General features: G+C 62.2%; 21 protein-coding genes, 1 tRNA gene and 1 pseudogene. 18 read left to right on the top strand and 5 right to left on the bottom strand.

What is annotated here, in order from left to right:
- Both ABZ728_RS06310 and ABZ728_RS06305 read left to right on the top strand, forming a co-directional pair.
- Positions 1-186, top strand: a complete 186-nt coding sequence (locus ABZ728_RS06310) for a DUF2065 domain-containing protein (RefSeq protein ID WP_366655157.1) — start codon at positions 1-3, stop codon at positions 184-186.
- Between the two features lie 324 nt (positions 187-510).
- On the top strand, positions 511-2,085 hold the full coding sequence (locus tag ABZ728_RS06305) for a DegQ family serine endoprotease (RefSeq protein ID WP_366655156.1): 1,575 nt from the start codon (positions 511-513) through the stop codon (positions 2,083-2,085).
- A 122-nt stretch (positions 2,086-2,207) separates the two neighbouring features.
- Here ABZ728_RS06305 and serB read toward each other — a convergent pair whose 3' ends face one another.
- A complete protein-coding gene (gene serB / locus ABZ728_RS06300; RefSeq protein ID WP_366655154.1) occupies positions 2,208-3,146 on the bottom strand; it encodes a phosphoserine phosphatase SerB in 939 nt (312 codons plus the stop codon).
- Positions 3,147-3,311: 165 nt separating this feature from the next.
- On the opposite strand from serB, the gene miaA reads away from it, so the two are divergent.
- The 11 genes and pseudogenes from miaA to ABZ728_RS06245 all read left to right on the top strand — a co-directional run bounded on the left by miaA (position 3,312) and on the right by ABZ728_RS06245 (position 15,518).
- Entirely contained in the window at positions 3,312-4,385 is a 1,074-nt protein-coding gene (gene miaA, locus ABZ728_RS06295) for a tRNA (adenosine(37)-N6)-dimethylallyltransferase MiaA (protein WP_366655153.1), read from the top strand.
- Between the two features lie 134 nt (positions 4,386-4,519).
- Complete coding sequence (locus ABZ728_RS06290) at positions 4,520-6,304, top strand: acetolactate synthase 3 large subunit (protein ID WP_366655152.1); 1,785 nt, start codon at positions 4,520-4,522, stop codon at positions 6,302-6,304.
- Between the two features lie 107 nt (positions 6,305-6,411).
- The gene (gene ilvN, locus ABZ728_RS06285; RefSeq protein WP_366655151.1) at positions 6,412-6,978 is read left to right on the top strand and encodes an acetolactate synthase small subunit; all 567 of its coding nucleotides are present in this window, start codon (positions 6,412-6,414) and stop codon (positions 6,976-6,978) included.
- A 240-nt stretch (positions 6,979-7,218) separates the two neighbouring features.
- Positions 7,219-8,241 (top strand): annotated as a pseudogene (gene ilvC, locus ABZ728_RS06280) (ketol-acid reductoisomerase); the annotation flags it as partial.
- A gap of 251 nt (positions 8,242-8,492) precedes the next feature.
- On the top strand, positions 8,493-9,533 hold the full coding sequence (locus ABZ728_RS06275) for a rod shape-determining protein (protein ID WP_366655150.1): 1,041 nt from the start codon (positions 8,493-8,495) through the stop codon (positions 9,531-9,533).
- Positions 9,534-9,848: 315 nt separating this feature from the next.
- A complete protein-coding gene (gene mreC / locus ABZ728_RS06270) occupies positions 9,849-10,859 on the top strand; it encodes a rod shape-determining protein MreC (protein ID WP_366655149.1) in 1,011 nt (336 codons plus the stop codon).
- Positions 10,856-11,383 (top strand): rod shape-determining protein MreD, encoded by a 528-nt coding sequence (gene mreD, locus ABZ728_RS06265; RefSeq protein ID WP_366655147.1) that lies wholly within the window; start codon positions 10,856-10,858, stop codon positions 11,381-11,383. The genes mreC and mreD overlap by 4 nt, the downstream gene beginning before the upstream one ends.
- A 98-nt stretch (positions 11,384-11,481) precedes the next feature.
- Entirely contained in the window at positions 11,482-13,383 is a 1,902-nt protein-coding gene (mrdA, locus tag ABZ728_RS06260; RefSeq protein WP_366655146.1) for a penicillin-binding protein 2, read from the top strand.
- Positions 13,383-14,552, top strand: a complete 1,170-nt coding sequence (rodA, locus tag ABZ728_RS06255) for a rod shape-determining protein RodA (RefSeq protein ID WP_366655144.1) — start codon at positions 13,383-13,385, stop codon at positions 14,550-14,552. The genes mrdA and rodA overlap by 1 nt, the downstream gene beginning before the upstream one ends.
- A 143-nt stretch (positions 14,553-14,695) precedes the next feature.
- Positions 14,696-14,771 (top strand) — tRNA-Lys (locus ABZ728_RS06250).
- Between the two features lie 141 nt (positions 14,772-14,912).
- The gene (locus tag ABZ728_RS06245; protein WP_366655143.1) at positions 14,913-15,518 is read left to right on the top strand and encodes an exopolysaccharide biosynthesis protein; all 606 of its coding nucleotides are present in this window, start codon (positions 14,913-14,915) and stop codon (positions 15,516-15,518) included.
- Positions 15,519-15,532: 14 nt separating this feature from the next.
- Here the strand turns inward: ABZ728_RS06245 and ABZ728_RS06240 are convergent, their stop codons facing one another.
- Together ABZ728_RS06240 and ABZ728_RS06235 are read right to left on the bottom strand one after the other, a co-directional pair.
- Complete coding sequence (locus ABZ728_RS06240; RefSeq protein ID WP_366655141.1) at positions 15,533-16,975, bottom strand: hypothetical protein; 1,443 nt, start codon at positions 16,973-16,975, stop codon at positions 15,533-15,535.
- 76 nt (positions 16,976-17,051) lie between these two features.
- Positions 17,052-17,855, bottom strand: coding sequence for a GntR family transcriptional regulator (locus ABZ728_RS06235; RefSeq protein WP_366655139.1), 804 nt, complete (start codon positions 17,853-17,855; stop codon positions 17,052-17,054).
- Between the two features lie 140 nt (positions 17,856-17,995).
- Between ABZ728_RS06235 and ABZ728_RS06230 the strand changes: the two genes are divergently transcribed.
- Together ABZ728_RS06230 and ABZ728_RS06225 are read left to right on the top strand one after the other, a co-directional pair.
- On the top strand, positions 17,996-18,421 hold the full coding sequence (locus ABZ728_RS06230) for an OB-fold domain-containing protein (protein WP_366655138.1): 426 nt from the start codon (positions 17,996-17,998) through the stop codon (positions 18,419-18,421).
- Positions 18,414-19,592: an acetyl-CoA acetyltransferase gene (locus ABZ728_RS06225; RefSeq protein ID WP_366655136.1), complete on the top strand. Its 1,179-nt coding sequence runs from the start codon at positions 18,414-18,416 to the stop codon at positions 19,590-19,592. Before ABZ728_RS06230 ends, ABZ728_RS06225 begins: the two co-directional genes overlap by 8 nt.
- 9 nt (positions 19,593-19,601) lie before the next feature.
- Here ABZ728_RS06225 and ABZ728_RS06220 read toward each other — a convergent pair whose 3' ends face one another.
- Together ABZ728_RS06220 and ABZ728_RS06215 are read right to left on the bottom strand one after the other, a co-directional pair.
- Positions 19,602-19,778 carry a hypothetical protein gene (locus ABZ728_RS06220; RefSeq protein ID WP_366655134.1) on the bottom strand — a complete coding sequence of 59 codons (177 nt, stop codon included), beginning with the start codon at positions 19,776-19,778 and terminating at the stop codon, positions 19,602-19,604.
- Between the two features lie 54 nt (positions 19,779-19,832).
- Entirely contained in the window at positions 19,833-20,018 is a 186-nt protein-coding gene (locus ABZ728_RS06215) for a hypothetical protein (RefSeq protein ID WP_366655132.1), read from the bottom strand.
- A 210-nt stretch (positions 20,019-20,228) separates the two neighbouring features.
- Between ABZ728_RS06215 and ABZ728_RS06210 the strand changes: the two genes are divergently transcribed.
- The 3 genes from ABZ728_RS06210 to ABZ728_RS06200 all read left to right on the top strand — a co-directional run bounded on the left by ABZ728_RS06210 (position 20,229) and on the right by ABZ728_RS06200 (position 23,113).
- Positions 20,229-21,233 carry a TRAP transporter substrate-binding protein gene (locus ABZ728_RS06210; RefSeq protein WP_366655131.1) on the top strand — a complete coding sequence of 335 codons (1,005 nt, stop codon included), beginning with the start codon at positions 20,229-20,231 and terminating at the stop codon, positions 21,231-21,233.
- Positions 21,234-21,317: 84 nt separating this feature from the next.
- Positions 21,318-21,836, top strand: a complete 519-nt coding sequence (locus tag ABZ728_RS06205; protein WP_366655130.1) for a TRAP transporter small permease — start codon at positions 21,318-21,320, stop codon at positions 21,834-21,836.
- An 8-nt stretch (positions 21,837-21,844) separates the two neighbouring features.
- Positions 21,845-23,113, top strand: coding sequence for a TRAP transporter large permease (locus ABZ728_RS06200; protein WP_366655129.1), 1,269 nt, complete (start codon positions 21,845-21,847; stop codon positions 23,111-23,113).
- Positions 23,114-23,123: the final 10 nt, after the last annotated feature.

Here is a 23,123-nt window from a genome sequence, read left to right as displayed (position 1 = left end):
GTGGCGGATTTGTTGACGGCAATCGGTCTGATTTTCGTGGTCGAAGGGTTGGTCTATGCGGCGTTTCCCGTTGGAATGAAGCGTATGATCGTTTCCATACTGGGAATGCCTGCGTCGACGCTGCGCGCGGCCGGCCTGATATCGGCGATGTTCGGTCTCGCGGTGGTATGGTTGGTCAGGGGGTGACCGCGACTTGACGCCACGCCTGACTTCGGTCCCCGCCGCCACAATTAGATCAAACTGCGGCGCAATGGTCATCGCTGGGAATATGGTTAAATGGGTTCGGGTTGAGATCAGTTGTCATGCGATCTTGTCCGCTACGATCGACGCGCGAGATCGGCCAAGGCCTGGCGGAAAACTGATTCCGCGCCAGCGGATGGTCGACAGTTGATGGCCATAAGGCGCACCGGAACGCCGTATCACTGTCGGCCCGGGGTCGGCCCGGGTGGTGTGATGCCGACGGTGGGCTGCCGGTGCAAAAGACGTCATAGGGAATGGAGTCCGCAAGAGATGAAATCGAACAGCAACAGCCCCAGTGGACCGGATAGGGCAAAGCGCGGGATTGCCGCAGCCCGTGCCGGGGACGACCGGTCATCGATTTTGATGGCCGCATTATGGGCAACCGCCGCACTTCTCGCCCTCGCGTTGAGCCTTCAGGCAAACCCGGCCTGGTCGGACAACGGGCGCCCCGGCAGTTTTGCAGATCTTGCCGAGGAACTGAGCCCCGCCGTCGTCAACGTCTCGACGACTCAGGTCATGGAAGAGCGTTTCCAGGGTCCGGAGATGCCGCAGTTTCCGCCAGGCTCGCCGTTCGAGGAATTCTTCCGCGAGTTTTTCGAGCAATCGCCGGGTATGCCCCAGCAGCGCCAGGGGCCGCCCCGCCGTGCGCAGTCGCTGGGGTCGGGGTTTATCATCGACGGTGAGAACGGATACATCGTCACCAACAATCACGTCATCGACGGTGCGGATGAAATAAACGTCACCCTGCATGACGACAGTTCCTACAGCGCGACGGTGGTGGGAACCGACGAGCGTACGGATATCGCTGTCCTGCAGATCGAGGGCGAATTCCAGTCGCTGCCGTCGGTGTCGCTGGGCGACAGTGACACCATGCGCGTCGGGGACTGGGTCGTTGCCATCGGCAACCCGTTCGGTTTGGGAGGCACGGTGACGGCGGGCATCATTTCCGCCCGCTCGCGCGATATCGCTGCCGGACCTTATGATGACTTTCTTCAGACCGATGCATCGATCAACCGCGGCAATTCCGGCGGCCCGATGTTCAATCTCGATGGCGAAGTGATTGGGATCAATACTGCGATCTACTCTCCATCAGGGGGGTCGATCGGTATCGGTTTCGCAATTCCGTCGAATCTTGCCGACAGCGTCATCGATCAGATCGTTGAATTCGGTCGTACACGGCGCGGCTGGCTCGGCGTTCGGATCCAGCAGGTTACTGACGAGATTGCCGAAAGCCTCGGCATGGATACGGCGCGCGGTGCGCTGGTGGCTGGGGTTACCCCCGAAGGGCCGGCCGCACAAGCGGGCATCGAAGCCGGAGACGTCGTGCTCGAATTCAACGGCGAGCAGATCGACGAGATGCGCAGTTTGCCTCGAATCGTAGCCGAAACGCCCGTTGGAAGCGACGTAGAGGTCGTCATCCTGCGGCGCGGCGATGAACAGACTGTTCGTGTCGATCTCGGCGAACTGGAGCGTGCCGAAGAAATGGGCATGCTTGAGGAAGGCGCGGCACCCGATCGCGGCGCGCCCGACGCGACCAGCCAGGAACTCGAAGGGCTGGGCCTGGAACTGTCGGCCATCACGTCGGATCTGCGCCAGCAATTCGACCTGGCCGAGGATGTCGAAGGCGTCGTCATTACTGACGTCAATCCGGACAGCGCGGCCGCCGAGCGAGGTTTGACGCCCGGTGAAGTCATCCTCGAGGTCGGTCAGGAATCAGTTTCCACGCCGGAGGATGTCGTCTCGATGGTGGATGAAGCCCGCGAAGCCGGCCGTCGGTCGGTGCTGCTGCTCATTGACCGTGGCGGCGAAATCCGCTTTGTGGCCTTGAGCATTCAAGACAACTGAGGCATCGGCTGGCGGGCACTTCACGTGTCGGTCAATAGCCGATGAAGCCGACGAACGGGGGGCCGCCGATCATGGCGGTCCCCCGTTTCGTTTTTGGCGCAATGGTCCACGAAGAATGCCGGTCAGGTCTCGGCGAAATCGGTGTCGGCATAACCCTGCAAATAGAGCAGGGATGTCAGGTCGGCGTGATCAATAACGATCGGAGCCGCGGCTTTGACGGACGGCTTCGCATGGAAGGCTATGCCCATCCCTGCTGCCTGGATCATAGCAAGATCGTTCGCGCCGTCGCCAACCGCGATTGCACTACTGGTATCGAGATTCCGGGCTTCGCATTCAGCCTGAAGCGTGGACAGCTTGGCGTCGCGGCCGAGAATCGGTTCGCCGACAGTCCCGGAAAAGCTGCCATGCGACATGATCAGAGTGTTGCCGAAGTCGGCGTCGAATCCGGCCAGTTCGGCGACATGGCCGGTAAAGACGGTAAACCCGCCGGAGACGAGGACGCAACGCGCGCCATGAGAGCGCATGGTGGCAACCAGGGCTTCGGCACCCGGCGTCAGCGTCATCCGCTCGATAACCTGCTCGATGAGATCGGTCGAGCGTCCCTTCAGCATGGCAACCCGCTCTCTCAGAGCCCCCTCGAAGCCGATTTCGCCGTTCATCGCCCGGCGGGTAATATCCGCGACAGCGTCGCCGATGCCAGCAAGTTCGGCGAGATCGTCGAGCGTTTCGCCGGTGACGATGGTGCTGTCCATATCGGCGATCAACAGTCCCTTGCGCCGTCCGTCGGCCGGTATGACGGCCAGATCGACGCCCTCGACCGCCGTGGCCGAAAGTGCCGTCCGCACTGCATTGGCGTCGAGTGAGCCGCCGGATGGGAGCGACGCTTCCGCTGCGGCGTCGCCCATTTCGAACGGAATATCGACGGCGCGTCCCTGAGACAGAATGACTGGTGCGCCAGCCCTGGCACCAAGTGTTGCGAGGACGCGGCCGGCGTCGTCGATAAGGGCGTCGGTCAGCGAGCGCTTGGACACGCCGGCTATCAATGTCAAAACATGTGTCATGGGACTCTTGCGGATAGTTGACGATTTTGCGGCATCCGGGCGGCGGCTGCCGACGGGGCGCGCACTGGCTGAGTGAATGTTCTACCAGCATGCGGGTGAGAGACCAACAAGCCAACTGGGGCCGGCCCGTTGGTTGAGCCCGGCAACCGATCCAGGGATGGGAAAGTGATCGAGCACAACGATACCGGCACCGGACGCGGCTACGACCAGAGCCGGGCCGGGGGCTCCGGCGAGGCGGCATTGCCGGTTTTCGTCATCGGCGGGCCGACCGCCAGTGGCAAGTCGGCGCTGGCGGTCGATCTGGCCGAAGCCACGGATGGCATCGTGATCAATGCCGACAGCATGCAGCTTTATGCCGATCTGAACGTACTGACGGCGCGGCCTTCCATTGCCGAGCTCGATCGGGTGCCGCACCGGCTTTACGGTGTTCTTGACGGGAACGAGCGGTCGTCGGTTGCCCACTGGCGTGATGCCGCCGAGCGTGAGATTCGCGCGGCCCTGGCTTGCGGTCGTGTCCCCGTGGTTGTCGGCGGTACCGGCCTCTATCTCAAGTCATTGATGCAGGGGTTGTCGCCCGTGCCGCCAAGCGACCCGTCCAAGCGCGCGCGAGCCGAGGCGCTGCACCACGAACTGGGCGCCGAAGGTTTTCATGCCGATCTGGCGGCCCGCGACCCGGAGATGGCGGCCCGGCTTCCGGCGGGGGATACGCAGCGCTGCGTGCGTGCCTGGGAAGTCATTACTGCAACCGGTCGCAGCCTGGCTGACTGGCAGCGGTTGCCGCCTTCGGGAGCGCCGTCCGGAATGATGTTCCGCCCGATCACGCTTATGCCCGACCGGGCGGTTGTCTACCGCGCCTGCGAAGAGAGATTTCTGCGCATGGTCGACAGCGGTGCCGTCGAGGAGGTCCGCAGGCTGCGGGCGCGGAATCTGGCCAATGATCTGCCCGTGATGAAGGCGGTCGGTGTGCCGGAGTTGTCAGCTTTCATTGAAGGGCGAATTCCGCTGCATGAGGCCGTCGAACGCGCATCGACAGCCACGCGGCGCTATGCCAAACGGCAGATGACCTGGTTCCGTCATCAGATGGGCGGGGGCAAATGGGTCGCGCCCCCGAACCTGTCCGATGATCCGCCCGAAGATCCACATTTTGATCCGGCAGGGGGCATGAAGGTGCCCGTATGCACGCAATATTCAAAAAGATTAGCGCCGGAAATCTTGTCACTTATTCGATTTTCGCGTTGACCCTATGAATGTTCCGGGCTAGGGTCGGCCGAACGGTGGGCGTAAGACCCTCCTATATTTTCCATAACTTGCAATGACTTATGGGTCGATGCCGGGCGATGGCCGCCCGGCATTCTCAAATACAAGGTACGACGATGTCCGACCAAATCCTGACCGGCGCTCAGACCATTCTCAAAGCCCTGGCCGACCAGGGCGTAGAGGTAATATTCGGGTATCCGGGCGGTGCGGTATTGCCGATCTACGATGCGCTGCATCAACAGAATTCCATACGCCATATTCTGGTGCGGCACGAGCAGGGCGCCGTCCACGCCGCCGAGGGATATGCCCGGTCGACGGGCAAGGTCGGTGTCGTGCTGGTAACGTCGGGACCGGGCGCAACCAACGCCGTTACCGGGCTGACCGATGCACTGATGGACAGCATTCCGATCGTCTGTCTGACCGGACAGGTGCCGACGCATCTTATCGGCAACGACGCGTTCCAGGAATGCGACACGACCGGAATCACGCGGCCGTGCACCAAGCACAATTATCTGGTCAAGGACGGTAACAAGCTGGCCCGGACCCTGCACGAGGCATTCTACGTTGCCCGCAGTGGCCGGCCCGGACCGGTCGTCGTCGATTTGCCAAAGGACATCCAGTTCGGTCCGGCGCCGTATGCCGGCCCCGAAGAGGTGGTCCATCGGACCTATCGACCTCAGATCCGGCCTGTCCAAAGCCAGGTGGAGCGCGCAATCGAACTCATGGCGGGCGCGCGGCGGCCGATCTTCTACACCGGCGGGGGCGTCATCAATGCCGGGCCCAAGGCGTCGGAACTGCTGCGCGAACTGGTACGCGAGACGGGTTTTCCCTGCACATCGACGCTGATGGGACTCGGCGCCTATCCGGCCGATGATAGTCAGTTTCTCGGCATGCTGGGCATGCATGGCACCTACGAGGCCAACCTCGCCATGCATGGCTGCGACGTGATGGTCAATATCGGAGCGCGGTTCGACGATAGGGTCACCGGACGGATTGCCGATTTCTCCCCGGGATCCACCAAGATCCATGTCGACATCGATCCGTCGAGCATCAACAAGAACGTCACCGTCGATGTTCCGATCATCGGCGATTGCGCCGAGGTGCTTGAGCAGATGCTCACGATGTGGCGGGAACGCCGGCTCAAGGCCGATCGCCGCTCTCTGGCGGAATGGTGGGGGCAGATCGATCTGTGGCGCCGCCGCGAATGTCTGAAGTTCAACCAGCCGTTGGAGCCCGGGTCGACGATCAAGCCGCAATACGCCATCAAACGTCTGGCTGAGATGTGTGCAGACCGCCAGGCGGAGCGCGAGGATGTCTATGTCACGACCGAGGTCGGACAGCATCAGATGTGGGCCGCCCAGCACTTCCCCTTCTATCAGCCGAATCACTGGATGACCTCGGGAGGTCTGGGGACCATGGGGTACGGCCTGCCGGCGGCCATGGGTGTTCAGATTGCGCATCCGGATGCTTTGGTGATCGATATCGCCGGCGAAGCGTCGACCATGATGAACATTCAGGAACTGTCGACGATCGTCCAGTACCGGTTGCCGGTCAAAGTCTTCATTCTGAACAATCAGTGGATGGGGATGGTCCGGCAATGGCAGGAGTTGATCCACGGCGAACGCTATTCCCAAAGCTACTCCGAAGCCCTGCCGGACTTCGTGAAACTGGCCGAGGCGTTCGGCGCTACGGGGTTGCGGGCCGAAACCATCGATGATGTCGAAGGCGTCTTCAAGACCATGCTCGAAACGCCGGGCCCGGTGGTCGTGGATGTCTGCGTCGAGCAGATGGAGAATTGCTTTCCGATGATTCCGGGCGGGGCCGCCCACAACGAGATCATCCTCGGCCCGGCGGACAAGGCCGGCAACCAGACTTCGGAAGAAGGTATGGTTCTGGTATAGGGAACGGCTGACGGTCCATTCGTTCACTCCCGGCGGCGCCTGGAATCTTCCGCCAGGCGCCGCCTGTTTTTCGCGGCCTCACCGAGGCTCCAGTTCTGGAATGCAAAATGTCGCCTGATGACACCATAGAAACCCACACGATCTCGGTCCTTGTCGATAACGAACCCGGCGTTCTGGCCCGCGTCATCGGCCTGTTTTCCGGCCGCGGGTATAATATCGAAAGCCTGACCGTCGCCGAGGTGGACCCGGCCGGCAAGCGGTCGCGGATCACGCTGGTGACCAGCGGCACGCGAATGATCATCGAGCAGATCAAGAATCAGCTGGATCGGCTGGTGCCGATCCACCGTGTGTCGGACCTGACCGACGATGGCGCCTTCGTGGAGCGGGAGCTGGCGTTGATCAAGGTGGTCGGCACCGGCGACCGGCGGATCGAAGCACTCAGGATCTGCGACATATTCCGGGCCCGCGCCGTTGACAGCACGCTGGAGAGTTTCGTCTTCGAGGTCACCGGCACGACCGAAAAGGTAAACGCCTTCATCGGATTGATGCAGCCTCTGGGTCTTATCGACGTATCGCGCACCGGTGTTGCGGCGATTGCTCGCGGCCGGGCGGGGATGCTCACCTCCGACGGCGCCCCTGTTCTGGACAGCGGCGGGGCCGATATCGGCGATTGACGATGCAGCGGTTATAACGCGGCCGTGCATTCGGCAGTCACTGCCATTTGACAGAAACAGGCCGACGGCATTATGTCCAATCGGGATCAAGTCCTGCCGGAAAGAAAACCAGGGGCTGGATTCGTATTCGCGAGATGAAACGGGATCGGATCGGGCGGCGTGCCGGCGGCGGATCCTGGTCGGACACAGGATTGATGGCCGGACTCCCGACGGGCGGCCTGGAACACAGAGGAACAAGAAACCATGCGTGTATATTACGATCGCGACGCCGACGTTAATCTGATCAAGACGAAGAAGGTCGTGATCGTTGGCTATGGCAGCCAGGGTCATGCTCATGCCGCCAATCTGCGGGACAGCGGCGCGACGGAAGTCCGAATCGCTTTGCGTCCGGGGTCGGCGTCGGCCCGAAAGGCCGAAGCGGCAGGCTTCAAGGTCGTCACGGTCGACGAGGGAGCGGCGTGGGGCGACGTTATCATGATGTGCACGCCGGATGAACTGCAGGGCGATATCTATCGCGATCACCTCGCCGCCAATCTCAAGGAAGGGGCGGCGATCGCGTTCGCCCACGGTCTCAACATTCATTTCAACCTGATCGAGCCCCGCCCCGATCTGGACGTGTTCATGGTTGCGCCGAAAGGGCCAGGTCACACCGTCCGGTCGGAATACGAACGCGGGGCCGGTGTTCCGTGCCTGATCGCCGTCGACCGCAACCCGACGGGATCTGCGTTCGATATCGGTCTCAGCTATGCAGCGGCGATCGGCGGCGGCCGGGCCGGCATCATCGAGACGACCTTCCGCGAAGAATGCGAGACCGACCTGTTCGGCGAGCAGGTTGTTTTGTGCGGCGGGCTGACCGCGCTGATCAAGGCCGGCTACGAGACGCTGGTCGAAGGCGGCTATTCCCCGGAAATGGCCTATTTCGAGTGCCTGCACGAGGTGAAGCTGATCGTCGACCTGATCTACGAGGGCGGGATCGCCAATATGCGGTACTCGATCTCGAATACGGCGGAATATGGCGATTACGTCACCGGACCGCGGATCATCACCGACGAGACCAAGGCGGAAATGCGCCGGGTGCTGGCCGATATACAATCCGGTGTGTTCACGCGCAACTGGATGCTGGAGAACAAGGTTTCCCAGACCAGCTTCAAGGCGGTTCGGCGTCGCGAGGCTGAACACGACATCGAAAAGGTCGGTGAGAAGCTCCGGGCGATGATGCCTTGGATTGCCGAGAATCGCCTGGTCGACAAGGACAAGAACTGATCTTCGATCATCTGTCGAAAACGCGGGCGCAATACCGTTGCTCTGGCTATCGCGGTCGCGAGCGCTTATGATGCGGCGCACTTCGGGGGCGTCAACGGACTCCCACGGACATTCTTTCGATTGTCGATTTCGGGCTTTGGGTAACTCTCCGCTTGAGCCCGGATCGACATTGAATTAACAGACGGCGGTGGGTTCCTGTACCCGCCGCCTCTCTTGTATCGAAGCCATGGTCCTCATTTTGCGACAGCCATATGTTTGCTAATCTCTTGGGTTTCCTTTCGGCCGATATGGCCATCGATCTTGGAACCGCTAATACGCTTGTTTACGTGAAGGGCCGGGGCATCGTTCTGAACGAACCATCGGTGGTCGCAATCGCGACCGTTCGCGGCAAAAAGCAGGTTCTGGCGGTGGGCGACGAAGCCAAGCAGATGCTTGGTCGAACGCCCGGCAATATCCAGGCAATTCGCCCGCTTCGCGATGGCGTCATTGCGGATTTCGAGGTCGCGGAGGAAATGATCAAACATTTCATCCGCAAGGTCCACAACCGGCGCAGCTTCGCCAGCCCCCAGGTGATCATCTGCGTGCCGTCCGGATCGACGGCAGTGGAACGCCGGGCGATTCAGGAAAGTGCCGAATCAGCAGGGGCGAGACGTGTCTTTCTGATCGAAGAACCGATGGCGGCGGCGATTGGCGCCGGATTGCCGGTGACCGAGCCGACCGGTTCCATGGTTGTGGATATTGGTGGCGGCACGACCGAAGTTGCCGTGCTCTCTCTGGGCGGTATCGTGTATTCAAGGTCGGTACGGGTCGGCGGCGACAAGATGGACGAGGCTATCATCGCCTTCATTCGCCGGCACGACAATCTATTGGTCGGCGAAGGCTCCGCCGAGAGAATCAAGAAGGAAATCGGCTCCGCCTGCCCACCGGAAGACGGTGAGGGGCGTACCATGGAGATCAAGGGCCGCGACCTCATGAATGGCGTGCCCAAGGAACTGGTGATTACCGAACGGCAGATTTCCGAAAGTCTTGCAGAGCCCGTCAGCGCCATCGTTGAGGCGGTTAAAGTCGCGCTTGAGCATACGGCGCCGGAGCTGGCCGCCGACATTGTCGACAAGGGAATCGTCCTGACCGGTGGCGGCGCGCTGCTTGGCAATCTCGATTTCGTTCTGCGGCACGCAACGGGATTGCCGGTTTCGATTGCCGACGATCCGCTGTCCTGCGTTGCTCTGGGGACCGGCCGCGCCCTGGAGGAAATGCGCACGTTGAAAAATGTTCTGATCAATATGTATTGAGCCCCGGGGGCTCTGTTTCGTTTGCTGCCGGTGGCAGGCCATTTCATTGGGCAGGCAATCGGCCGATATGCGCAATGGACAATGAATTTCGGCCGTTAAGGGCTCCCTGGCCCAGTCCGTGAAAGTGTACCGATCGGGATTTTGTGGTATTCAGATTGCAGTGCCCCTGCTGGATCAACCCTGAGCCGAACGCGGCGAGAGCCGCACAGGGCAGTAAGGTGTTGATGTTGCCACTTATCTTGCCGCCGATCCGATTTTGCTGATGACCGTGACCTCGACTTCGCCCCAAACGGAACTGAGCCAAAGGACGGCTTCGTGAGGCTACGCTCTAAGCCCATGGTTCGGATCGCGGCGCTGCGGGCGATGGTTCAAAGGTTCTCCTTCGCGCTGCTATTGATGACGGCCATCGGATTGATGATGCTCGGCAAGGTCGATGCGGTGTTGATGAATGCCATGGCCGCGCGCATCACCGACGCCATGACGCCGATCATGGCGGTCATTTCGCGTCCGGCCGCGTCCGTGGCCGATGCAATCAATGCAGCCCAGGAATTGGCGGATCTCCGCGCCGAGAACGCCCGCCTCCGACAGGAGAACACGCTTCTTCAGCAGTATCGCCATGCCGCCTTTCAGTTGGAGGCCGAGATCGTCAGCCTGCGCGAGCTGACCAACTACGAACTCGGGATGGAGCACTCGTTTATCGCGGGACGGGTCGTCGCCGACAACAGCGGCGCGTTCGTGCGCAGCAAGGCGATCAATGTGGGAGCGCAGGACGGTATTCGTGATGGGCAGGCGGTGATCGGGTCCGAGGGGTTGATTGGCCGTATCGTTCAGACCGGCGACATGTCCGCCCGGATCCTCCTGTTGACCGACCTGAACTCGCGCATACCCGTTGCCATGCAGAAGTCCGGCCATCGCGCCGTCCTTGCCGGTGACAACTCCGGCCGTCCGACCCTTCAATATCTGCCGCGCGATCATGATGTCGAAGTCGGCGACCGGGTGGTGTCATCCGGTCACGGCGGGATGTTTCCTCCCGGCCTTGCCATCGGCCGGGTCGTGGAATCGGGCGATGCCGGTATCGAGGTTGTGCTCTTCGAGGACCTGGACCGGGTTGATCTCGTCCGTGTGGTCGATTTCGGTCCCGCAACCGAGCGGGGGCAGTTTGCCGATGTGGCGGGGCCGCCGGTGCCCATACCGGAATCGGTCGGTCCCGACCCTGAACTGGTGCCCTATGGTGCCACCGCCGGAGCTGATGACCGCGAGGGTGCACCTGGCACTGACGGGACCGAAGGTGCCGAGTCCGAAGCGGCGCAGAACGGACAGCAATGAGCTTCGAGGACCGATTGCCAGAGCATATCGGCACGCGACTGGGTGTCATATTCCGCAATGCCGTACCGGGCATCCTGATGCTGTCGCTGGTGTTCGTCGCCGTGATTCCGGTACCCCTACCGGCCTATTCGACCGTGGTTCCGATGATTCCGTTCATGGCCCTCTATTATTGGGCCGTTCATCGGCCTGATCTGCTGCCGTTTCCAATGGTCTTCGTTCTGGGCATTCTCCAGGACGTGCTGACCGGCGCGCCTCTGGGCGTCAACGCGTTCATTTTCATGATCGCGCTGCTGGTCGTATCGTCGCAGCGGCGCTTTCTGGTAGGTCGGTCATTCTGGGTGCTGTGGTGGGGATTCCTGATCGTCTTGCCGTTGACGGCGGTGATGGAATGGGTGCTTTATAGCGCCATTTTCGGAGCTGTGATGCCTGTGGAGCCGGCGATCTTTCGGGCTTTGATGACGATGGGTGCGTTTCCGGCACTGGCGTGGATATGCATGCAATGTCACCGGCTCGTGCCCCAGTAGCGGATTCCGGTGCGGCGGAATGTGACGCGACTGACGATATGCCGCTCAGGCACAACGCTATTCGCATCGGGACGGGTGCATTGAGGTAGACGTCGAGGATGGACCGGGATACCGAGCGATATCGCAGTTTGACACGACGGGCGCTGATTCTGGGCGGCGTGAAGCTTGGCCTGGCCTCGGCGCTGGTCGGGCGCATGTATTTTCTGCAGGTCACGGAATCCGAGCGATATCGGGTGCTCGCTGACGAGAATCGCATCAGCATGCGCCTGCTGGCGCCTTCCCGGGGTGAGATCGTGGACCGCTATGGCCGCCCGCTGGCAGCGAACACGCAGAATTTTCAGGTTATCATGGTGGCGGAACAGGCCGGCGACGTCGAGGCGACACTGGAGCGCCTTTCAGGCATCGTGCCGTTGACCGATGCCGATCGTGAACGGGTGCTGCGCGATGTGTCCCGCCGTCGCAACTTCGTTCCGGTGACGGTACGCGAGAATCTGACCTGGGATCAGGTCAGCCAGATCGAGGTCAACGCTCCAAGCCTGCCCGGGTTGTCGATCGATGTCGGCGAGATAAGAGACTATCCGCAAGGACCCTCGACCGCTCATCTGGTCGGCTATGTCGGCGCGGTCTCCGAAGAAGAACTGACTGGAGACCCGGTTCTGACCCTGCCCGGTTTCCGGATCGGCAAGACCGGCATCGAGCGGCAATTGGAATCGACGCTTCGTGGTGTCGCCGGCACCCGTCAGGTCGAAGTCAATGCCACCGGGCGGATCATCCGCGAACTGTCTCGCGACGAGGGTACGCGCGGCGAGGAGGTTCGCTCGACGATCGATGTCGGGTTGCAGGATTACGTTCAGGACCGTCTCGCTGAGGAACGCTCGGCATCGGCCGTGATCATGGATGTGCATACGGGCGAAGTCTATGCCATGGCTTCGAGCCCGTCCTTCAATCCGAATATTTTCGCGACCGGGATTGACGGCGCATCATGGCGGTCCCTGATCAACGATCAGTATGCGCCGTTGACGAACAAGGCGCTCGCCGGGCAATACGCGCCCGGCTCGACCTTCAAGATGATAACGGCGCTGACGGCTATCGAGAACGGCATTGCCGGCCCCAATCATTCCGTATTCTGTCCCGGTCATATGGATCTGGGCAATCATCGCTTTCACTGCTGGCGTCGGGGCGGTCATGGCTGGCTGACACTGGTCGATGCCCTGGCGGAATCCTGCGATACCTATTTCTATGACCTCTCGCGCCGCGTGGGGGTCGATCGTCTATCGGCGATGGCCAACCGGTTCGGATTGGGGACATCCATCAACATCGACCTTCCCGGCGAGCGCCAGGGTCTGGTGCCCACGCAAGACTGGAAACGCCAGAATGTGGGCACGGCCTGGCAGCAGGGGGAAACGCTTATTGCCGCGATCGGCCAGGGCTACGTTCTGGCAACGCCGCTGCAGCTGGCCGTGATGACGGCCCGGTTGGTCAATGGTGGGCGGGCCATCGATCCCCGCGTCGTCATGCGCAATGTCGACCCGAATGAATCAGTTCCGGATATCGGCATTTCCGAACGCGGAATCCGGGCGGTGGTCGACGGCATGATCGCCGTCACCGACGGCAGCCGGGGAACGGCCCGCTCGTCCCAGATACCGGTTGAGGGCATGGAAATGGGTGGCAAGACCGGGACCAGCCAGGTTCGCCGGATCACGATGGCACAGCGGGCGCAGGGGCTGCTCAGCCAGGACGAGATCCCTTGGCGCGACCGTCACCACGCCTTGTTTGTCGGGTTTGCGCCGATGCACCGCCCCCGCTATGCGTGCTCGGTCGTTGTCGAGCATGGTGGCGGAGGTTCGGCCGTTGCTGCCCCGATCGCCCGCGATCTTCTGTGGGAGGCGCAGAAGCGCAATCCGGCCAGCGACCGGATCATTCCCGTTTCGCCACCTGGCGTGGCGGCAGCCGGTGAGCCGGGAGATGTCGGTGGAACCGGGGGCGGAGTAGGCGGCTGATGTCAACGGCATACTATCGTGGCAGCGGAATCGACGCGGACGATCAGGGGCAGTCTCTGGGGGAGAAAATCCTTCAACTGCCGGGCGGGCTCATTCTGCTTGTGGTTGCTCTTGCCGGTGTCGGCGTCGCGATGCTCTATTCCGCTGCCAATGGAAGCATGGAGCCCTGGGCGTCGCGTCACATTGCCCGGTTCGCCGTCGGGTTCGCGATCATGATCGGTGTCGCGCTGGTCGACCTTCGGATCTGGCTCCGGATCGCCTATCCATTCTACTTTATTACTTTCGGTCTCCTGATCGCGGTGGAGGTCATCGGACAAGTGGGAATGGGGGCCCAGCGCTGGATCAATCTCGGCTTCTTCAATCTTCAGCCGTCGGAACTGATGAAGATCGCGCTGGTGCTGGCACTGGCGCGGTACTTTCACGTTCCAACCCTCGATGATGTGTATCGGGTCCGCACGCTGATATTGCCGATCATACTCATCGTCGCGCCCGTCGCCCTCGTGATGAGCCAGCCGGACCTCGGAACGGCAGTAATGCTGTTGTTCGTCGGCGCCGCGATTTTCTTCGTCGTCGGCGTCAGGTGGTGGAAATTCGCGCTGGTACTGGCTCTCGGCCTGGCCGCCGTGCCGATTGCCTGGCAATTTCTCAGAGACTACCAGAAGGCCCGGGTGCTCACTTTCATCAACCCGGAATCCGATCCGCTTGGGACCGGCTATCACATTCTGCAAAGCAAGATTGCCCTCGGCTCGGGCGGCCTTTTCGGCAAAGGCTTTCTGCAGGGAACGCAGAGCCATCTGAATTTTCTGCCCGAGATGCAGACCGATTTCATATTTACGATGCTGGCCGAGGAATTCGGATTGATCGGCGGTGTCGGTCTGATCCTGCTTTTCCTGCTTCTCGTTGCCTACGGGGTCGTCATCGCCCTTCGCTGCCGAAATCATTTCGGCCGGATCCTGGCGCTGGGGCTGACGGCCAATCTCTATTTCTATGTGTTCATCAACACGGCCATGGTGATGGGGCTGATCCCGGTGGTCGGGGTTCCGCTGCCGCTGGTTTCGTATGGCGGGACCGTCATGATGACGATCATGTTCAGTCTGGGGTTGATCATGAGCGTTTATATTCATCGCGATACGCGGATATCCCGCCGAGCCCCGAGCGCCCAGCTCTGACGCCAATCTGCCGGAAAATCCGGGCAACCGGTGCGATGCAACGGCGACTCGTACGAACCGGGGCGCCCCGGGGATGATCCGATGCCCAGAATCCGCTTGCGTCGGATTTCGAGCGTCATTATAACACCGTGACTTCCCTGCGTGGGCGCATAGCTCAGTTGGTAGAGCAGCTGACTCTTAATCAGCGGGTCGTAGGTTCGAGCCCTACTGCGCCCACCACGCATCCCCATGACGTCCATTGTCGTACGCAGCTGACCGATTTCCAGCGCGTCACACCGACGAGAGTCTCCGTTTTGTGAGAACTCAAAGCGCCGCCCGCGTGTTGGTGGACGGTCGATGGATGCAACAGGAAGATCTTCAATGCCGGATCAGGATGGAACGCCGCATAACCTCAAAGACGTCGCCGCCGAACTTATCGAGATGTCCGAAAGGGCGGGGGCTGGAGGCGCGGTGTCCGTGGGTCAAATCCAGGACAAGGTGGGGCGCCGATCGTTCGGGCCCCTGCTGCTGATCCTGGGACTGATCGCCTTGACGCCGGTTGGCGGAATTCCCGGCGTGCCGACGTTGTTTGGTCTGGTCGTGCTGGTGACGGCCGGTCAGTTGCTGGTCGGACGTCGCAGCTTCTGGCTGCCGGCGTTCGTGACGCAGCGGTCGGTCGGCGCGGATCGGCTGAAAACAGTGGCCGAAAAGGCCCGGCCGGTGGCGGGCGGTGTGGACAAGCTGCTGCGGCCGCGGCTGGTCTCTCTGACGGATGATCGGGGTGCATACGTCATTGCCGCTGCCTGCGCGGTGCTGGCGCTGACGCTGCCGTTTCTGGAAGTCGTCCCCATGGCCGCCTTTGTGCCTGCGGCCGCGATCACGGCGTTTGCCCTTGGTCTCGTCGCCAGAGACGGGGCTCTTGTAATCGTCGGTTATGCGGCAACGGCGGTCGCGCTCTATCTGCTGGTCACCTCGGTCTTCCTTTAAGGTGCCGCCATCGCTCATCCCGGCGGTAACAGCGGCGAGATCGCGAACAGGAAAAGTGCGCAGACAGCCATCGCGAGAACGGTGAACGCGCCGTTCCAGCGCCAGACCACCCTTTCCGGGCCGCTGTCGACGAACCGACCAGCCAGAACGGCCGAGGCCGCAAACGGCGTGGATCCGTTGCACAGGCCCCATCCGGCGGAAATGGCGAGACCGGCAAATACCGGATCGACGGTGCCGACTGGCAGCGAGGTCAGCAGGCCGCCCAGAATCGGAACCATGATCAGAGGACTGATCCCGGCAGTCCCTCCGATGATGACGGCGGCCATCATGACAACGCCGGCAACCGGCTGTGCGATCACGGCCGGATCGACGATGCCGACCAGAACATCGCTGGGAATCAGTGCCGGCAGTGCCACGCCGATGAAACCTGCACTGCCGAGCAGGGCGACCTCGCGGCCCTGGGCGGGGAGGTCGTGCCGCACGGTGTTCCGTAGGGTTTGCCAGGTTTCGATTGACCGGCTGGCAAGAGTCGCCCGCTGCGGCTGGATCCCCAGCCAGATGACAGCGAAAATCGGTGCGGCGGTCATGACCGACTGCAACAGGCTCAATCCTGCGGCGGCATTCAGCAGAACGACGCAACCGAGCATGCCGGCGGTTATCGCGCATAGCCCGGCGAGGTCGCGCCATTGACCGGCGTCCGCCTCGCCATGGAATTCACCGAACGGTCGCGTGCCGGGCACTGTTCCTGACGGACGCTGACGGGCGCGGTGCCAGGCGATACGGTCCTGGAGCCATCCCAGTGCCCACACGACGGCGACCCAGGTCAGCGTGTAGGGCACGAGGTCGATCCATGCCAGCCCCGCGACGGATGTAATCAGCACCGCCTGGGCGACGCTGGCCGGCGACCAGACCATGACCAACGAGAAACCCCGGATCAGCGCGACCATCATCCGCCGGCGCCTGATCAGCGCCCGACGCCGGTCCTCGGCGGTCGCGTCAGCGGTTGTGCGCCCGCTTTCCCGCACGACCGGTCCCAGCAGGTTTATGACGCCGAAATTCAGCATCAGGCCGAACAGGTGTCCACCCGCGGACAGGGCCAGATAGCGCCGTCCGGGCGGTTGGCGGGCCAGATAGCGGCCGGTTCGGGCAACCAGCGGCGAAGCCGCCGCAGCGTTGCGCAGAAAGGTCAGGCAGAGGATCAGGGCGACCAGCCGGGCGCCGTTGGCAAGTGCCGCCAGAATGGTGCCAACGGCATCGGCTGGCGGACTGCTGGCCAGAAGGATGACGGCGCTCGCCGCCGCGGCCGTGGCGATGCCCACTTCCTTTATGCCGTATTGCCGCCAGGCGCAGGGCAGAAAGACCAGTAGCGCAATGGCCGCCACGCGATCCATGCCGACACGGGGCGCTGCGATGTCGACCAGGACCGACGCCATCAGGACAAAGAGGATCAGGGCCAAAAGAGCGTCGCCCCCGGGAGTCCGGGCTGTGTGGTCCGGCGATATGGATGTGGGCGCGAGCAACGGGTCCGTCGGCTCAGCCGACCGTGCCCAGGCGCAGACGCATGGAATATTCGAAGCGGCCGGCGGGATAGATGTTCACCGAGACTTCCAGGAATTCCGAAGCAAGGTTCAGATACTGCCGGACAATGTGCAGCCCCGGCGAACCCGGTTCGACCTGCAGGCGTTGGGCATACAACTCGGAGATCGCCACCGCCTTGACCGTCTGGCGGACTTCGCCCACCTGCTCGCCGAACCGGTCGCAGAGCTGCTGATAGATCGGCGTGGTGATTGGCGCGTCGCCGAGCTTGACCTGTCCGCGCAGATCGGCATAGCGGGCGGCAATATAGGCGTTTGTCCAGCAGAACGGGCCGCCCGGATCTCCGGGGCCAGGATCGCCGGGCACGCTGCGGGCGCCGGCGAACAGAATCCAGCGCCGGCCGGTTTCGCCGCCGATCAACCGGCTGAGATCGTCGTCGGCAATGACGTCCTCGACCGTGTGGAGATGAAGCTGCGTTTCCGACGCATACTGCATCACCTGATCCACCGATTGCGTGGACATGATGTAGCTGGACTTGGAATAGCGCGCTTCGACGCGGGTGCCGATGCCTTGCGCCCGCGATACCAGACCCAGTTGCTGCATCCGGCGGATTGCCTCGCGGATGGTCGACCGGCTGACGCCATATTGGGCGCAGAGCTCGGCCTCCGTAGGCAGCAGACTGCCGATCGGGTAGCGCCCGTCTGCGATATCCGCGACGAGCGCCTGCGCGATGCGCAGATATCGCGGCTGATTGCCTGAAAGGCGCAGATCGTCGGATAGGTTCTGGTTATCGTTCTTCATGCTCTGCCCCGACACAGCCCCGGTCTGGTCTCCTTGTTCGAATGACTGTACATTATAATGAATCGGCCTTCAACGACGCCCGCTCGGAGATGCCGAACATGTCGACCTGCACCTGCTAATTGCATGGGTTTTACAGTTCCATGACCGACACTCAACCGCCACCTGCTGCCGAAAGGGGGCCGGAAGCCGCATTCGACCACTTTCTTGGCGACGGCCTGTTCCGTATCCAGCGATGCGCCCCATGCGGTGCCCACATTTTTTATCCCCGGATCATCTGTCCGCATTGCGGCGCGAGCGACCTGGCCTGGGTTGCCCCCAGTGGCCTGGGGACCGTGTATGCCACGACCGTGATGCGGCGACCTGACGACAAGGGCGGCGCGTACAATGTCTGCCTCGTCGATCTGAAGGAGGGGCCGCGCATGATGAGTACGGTCGTCGGCGTCGCGCCCGACGGGGTCGCGGTCGGCATGTCCGTCATGGCCAGCGTTCAGGATCTGGACGGCAGTCCACAGGTCGTATTCCGGCCAGGCGGCGAACCAGGGACGGGGGACCCCACCAATGTCTGAGCGCCTCGAATACGCAACCGGCCGACCGGTGCCTCGCGGCGCCGCGTCGATCGTCGGCGCCGGCATGGCCGGGCTGGGCGAGGCCCCCGGCTTCACCGAGATGGAACTGCTGGTGAGGGCCTCACAGTCGGCACTCTCACAGGCCGGACTGAGCGTGCGCGATGTCGACGGGCTGTTCGCGACGACGGCCGTGCATGCGATGCCGTCGCTTTCGGTCGCGGAATATATGGGCATCCGGCCCGTCGTGTCCGAGGCGACGCCGATGGGCGGGGCGTCTTTCGTTCACTATGTCGCCGAAGCCGCCCGGGCTCTGGCCGAGGGGCGGTGCCGGGTTGCCCTGATTGCCTATGGCAGCAACCAGCGCACAGCGTCGGGCAAACTGGTTTCGCCATCGGCATCGCACCGGCGCGAGGCGCCCTATAAGCCCCGCTATCCGATTACCGCCTATGCGCTTGCCGCCAACCGCCATATGGCCGAATTCGGCACGACGCGGGAGCAATTGGCCGAGGTCGCGGTTGCGGCGCGGGGCTGGGCCGGGCTCAATCCCGAGGCCTTCATGCGCACGCCTCTGACGCTTGATGCGGTGATCGGGGCCCGAATGGTCGCGGACCCGCTGACCGTGCTCGACTGTTGCCTGGTGACCGACGGCGCCGCCGCCATCGTCATGACCCGAACGGACGAAGCGCGTGATCTGACCGCCCGGCCGGTTCCCGTGCTTGGCGGCGGAACGGCGTCCCGGCACCGCAACATCAGTGCCATGCCGGATCTGACGGAAACTGCTGCCCGCGACTCCGGCGCCCTGGCCTATGAAAGCGCGGGGCTCAAGCCCGGCGAGATCGGGCTGGCGATGCTTTATGACGCCTTTACCATTAACACGATCCTGTTTCTGGAGGATCTGGGGTTCTGTGCCAAGGGCGAGGGCGGCAGTTTCGTCGCCGGCGGCGCCATCGGACCCGGCGGTCGGTTGCCGGTGAACACCAATGGTGGCGGCCTCTCGTTCTGTCATCCCGGCATGTACGGGCTGTTTCTCGTGGTCGAAGCAGTGCGGCAGCTGCGCGGCGAGGCGGGCGAGCGGCAGGTCGATGACCTGCACACTGCCCTTTGCCACGGCAATGGCGGGGTGCTGTCGGCGCAATCAACCATCATATTGGGCGATGCCGACGCGGTCTGACACTCACTGCTAACCTCCGATGGTCATCCGTTGCAGTGCCTCGTCATCGGCCGGAAATTCCTCGTCTCCGGCTTCATGTCCGTGCACCCGGAGGATATAGGCGACGATTTTGCGATAGGCCTGGTCGGCCAGGGAGTCTGGTGCACTGGGCGGCATAGTATGGCCGTAGGCCGCCAGATTCGCCACGGTCTCGCCTTCGGTCGCCGATCGTTTAGTACAGCTTGCCGTCCGGGCCGATCTTCATGCGGCCGGAGTTGCGTCCGTCCCCCAGGTGACTTCCCACGGTCCCTCCAGCCCTTCGATCAGGACATCCTGAGTGAACGGCATGGTCCCTTCGACCACCGCATCCCGTCTCTCTTGCGCCAGAACCGGCATCGCTGCTGCCGTGCCCAACAGGAATGGCATGCTTATGACGTTTCGTCTCATCCGATCCTCCCGTCAGAATGGTCCATTTCACTGCCGTTGATGCAACTGCGTCAGGCGTTGTCGTGTTCCCGCGCAGACAATAATGGCCGGTCGAAGCTCGAAGTCGCATACTGATGTCTGGTTGACGCCGCGAATGTACTGCGTATACGCTGATCAAAAATGACCGTTTCATCGCATGAAAAAGCGTACGGATTATAGGGAGAACCCAGGATGTACAGGCTTACTGCCGTTTCCGCGGTCGCCGCGGTGGCCCTTTTGTCGCTGTCGCACCAGGCCGACGCCCAGACCCAACTCCGTTTCGGACACGCCAACGGCGAAGGCGAAATCGCCGCCCAGCTTTTCCAGGACTTTGCGGACAGTGTGGCGGAACGCACCGATGGCGAACTGACCATCCAGATCTTTCCGAACGAACAACTCGGCAACGAAAACGAGTTGGTGGAACAGGCCAAGGCCGGCGGCGTTGACATCACCGCGCCATCGATGCCGTCGGCGAGCTTGCTGGTGCCGTCGCTGGAAATGCCCAGCGCGCCATTCCTTTGGGATAGCTGGGAAGAAGCACAGGCGACCATTCTGGGCGACGCGATGCAGCCGGCCTTCGATGAACTGGCCGACGAGCACGATCTGATTCCCCTGAGCAAGATCTGGTACTGGGGCTGGCGCAATTTCACCTTCAGCGATACCGAAGTCCGCAGCCCCGCCGATATGGAAGGTTTGAGCGTTCGGGTGCCGGAACAGGCGGTCTGGGTTGCCATGGTCGAAGCTTTCGGCGCATCGCCGACGCCGATCGCCTTCTCCGACGTCTATTCCGCGTTGCAGCAGGGCGTCGTGGACGGGCAGGAAAATCCGATCCCGACGATCTATAACCGGCGATTCTACGAGGTGCAGGATTATCTCGTCATGTCGCAGCACATGCTGCAGAACAACATGATCCTGATGAACCAGAGCCAGTTCGAGTCGCTCTCCACGGAACACCAGAGAATTCTTCTCGAAGAGGCGCAGAAATACTCGGCCATCAATACGGCCATTCAGCAGCGCCACGAAGAAGAAATGCTTCAGGAAATCGAGGAAGCCGGTGGTACGACCGTGATCCGCGACCCTGACCGCGCGGCCTTCGCCGACGCCATGACCGATGCCTATGCGTCCATGGCCGAACGCTGGGGGCCGGAGAACTTCGAACGTCTCCAGGCGAGCATCGAGGAACTGCGCAGCCGCTGATCGGCGCCGCCGAGCCGCATCTGCGGCCCCGGATGTCGCGCCAGGCGTCATTCGGGGCCGCGGGCGGCAAATACGGAGACGTGAATGCTGACGGGAATTCTGCGCTGGTTCCGCCGTCTCGATGACGGGATCGCGTTCGTCGAGACGGTGGTACTCACAGTGCTGTGCGCCAGTCTCGGCATTCTGCTCTTTACCAACGTGCTGTTGCGCTATGTGTTCCGCAGCCCGTTCGCCTGGATCGAGGAAGTCGTGGTCGCGGCGTTCGTCTGGATGATCTTTCTGGGTGTCAGCGCCTGCTTCCGGACCCATCAGCATCTGCGCATCGACCTTGCCGCACGCCTGTTGCCGAAATGGGCGACACTGGTTCTCGGCCTCGTCGGAACGATCCTGATGCTGTGCATTCTCATGACACTGATCGTCTACGGCTATTTCTACGCGCTTCAGGTTTCCGGCAACGCAACACCGATCCTCGGCATTTCGGCGGCCTGGCTCTTTTACGGGATGCCACTGGGAATGGCGCTCGCCGGGATACACATCATCCGCCAGGCACTCGACGAGGGACTTGACGAGGTGCTGCGCTCGGTGCTTGAGCGGGAAGGATAGACGCCGGCATGGCCCTTTTGCTGCTGACATTCGTCGCCCTTCTCGCGCTTGGTCTGCCGATTGCCTTTGCCATGCTCGGCTCGGCGATCGTCGCGATCTGGTACGAGGGGTTCCCGCTGGTGATCTTCGCCCAGCGGGTGTCGTCCGGCGTCCAGTCGTTTCCGCTGCTGGCGATCCCCTTGTTCATTCTTGCCGGCAATCTGATGAACCAGAGCGGCATGAGCGAACGGCTTTTCGATTTCGCCCGCGCCCTGATCGGTCATATACGTGGCGGCCTGGCCCATGTGAACGTCGTCGCCAGCGTGCTGATGTCGGGCATTTCAGGGTCGTCGCTGGCAGACTGTGCGGCGACGACGCGCGTGTTCGTGCCGCAGATGGAGCGTGCCGGCTATAGCCGCGCATTCGGCGTTGCCATCACGGCGTCGTCGGCGACATTGGCGCCGATCATCCCGCCGTCGATCCTGCTGATCATTTATGGCTGGGTGGCGAATGTCTCGATCGGCGATCTGTTCCTGGCCGGAATCGTCCCCGGACTGCTGATCGGCATCGTGCTGCTGACAATCACCGGCATCATGGCAAAGATCCGCAGATTCCCGAAGGATGCGGCGTTTTCGGGTTCGGCCCTGAAACGCACCTTTGCCCGGTCGGGCTGGGCCTTGCTGCTGCCGGTCGTGATTGTCGGCGGGTTCCGGGCTGGTATCTTCACCGCGACCGAGGTTGCTGCAGTTGCCGCTTTTTACGCGCTGCTGGTCGGGCTGGTGATCTATCGTACGCTCGATGTTCGCGGCATCGGCGAGGCCCTGGCCTCGACGGCGCGGGATACGGCGTCGATCCTGCTGCTGGTTGCGGCCGCGGCGCCCTTTGCCTGGGTCCTGGCGCTTCACCAGGCCCCTCAGGCGATGCTCGGAGTCATCTCCGGGATCACGGATCATCCGATCCTGGTCCTGTTGCTGCTCAACGTCCTGTTGCTGGTGCTGGGGACGTTCATGGAAACCCTGGCGATCATCATCATCCTGCTGCCGATCCTGTTGCCGCTGCTCAACAGTCTCGATATCAATCTGGTTCATTTCGGCATCGTGATGATCATCAATCTGCTTATCGGCCAGATGACGCCGCCGCTCGGTGTCCTGATGTTCGTTTCCTGCGCCATCGCGCGGGTGCGCATGGGCGCGTTTCTGAAAGAGGTATGGCCATTCCTGATCGGGCTGATCATCGCCTTGCTCATCATCACGCTGGTCCCGGCTCTGACGCTGACACTGCCCGCCATCGCCCGGTGACGGATCCGGT

Source organism: Fodinicurvata sp. EGI_FJ10296, assembly GCF_040712075.1.
GTDB lineage: Bacteria > Pseudomonadota > Alphaproteobacteria > DSM-16000 > Inquilinaceae > JBFCVL01.
This window is presented reverse-complemented; position numbering and strand designations above follow the sequence as displayed.